We start from the raw sequence: 311 nt of genomic DNA on the forward strand, positions 1-311 counted from the left end.
CCGGCGCCAGGGCCTGGGCCGACGGACGTCGTTACGCCGCTCCATCGGCGCGTCGGCGCGTCCGGAGGTAGACCACTCCGCCGACCACGATCAGGCCCACGGCAGCCGCACCGGCGACCGGCGAGAAGGCCTCCGCCCGGGCGACACCGCCACCGCCCGCGGGCACCCCGCCGTGCGGGCCGCCGGGGCCTCCACCGGGCCCACCCGGGCCGCCGGGCGGGGTCGGGGTCGGGGTCGGGGTGCCGATCGGGCAGTCGACCTGGAACACCTTGTGCTTGCCCGCGCCGTTGCCGCCGACGATCTTCCACGTC

The 311-nt window shown here is 78.5% G+C and carries 1 pseudogene; it reads right to left on the reverse strand.

The window, feature by feature from the left end:
- Positions 1 to 31: 31 nt before the first annotated feature.
- Positions 32 to 311: pseudogene (locus tag STRTUCAR8_RS52170) on the reverse strand (hypothetical protein); the annotation flags it as partial.

It is taken from the genome of Streptomyces turgidiscabies Car8, from assembly GCF_000331005.1.
Taxonomy (GTDB): Bacteria; Actinomycetota; Actinomycetes; order Streptomycetales; family Streptomycetaceae; genus Streptomyces; species Streptomyces turgidiscabies.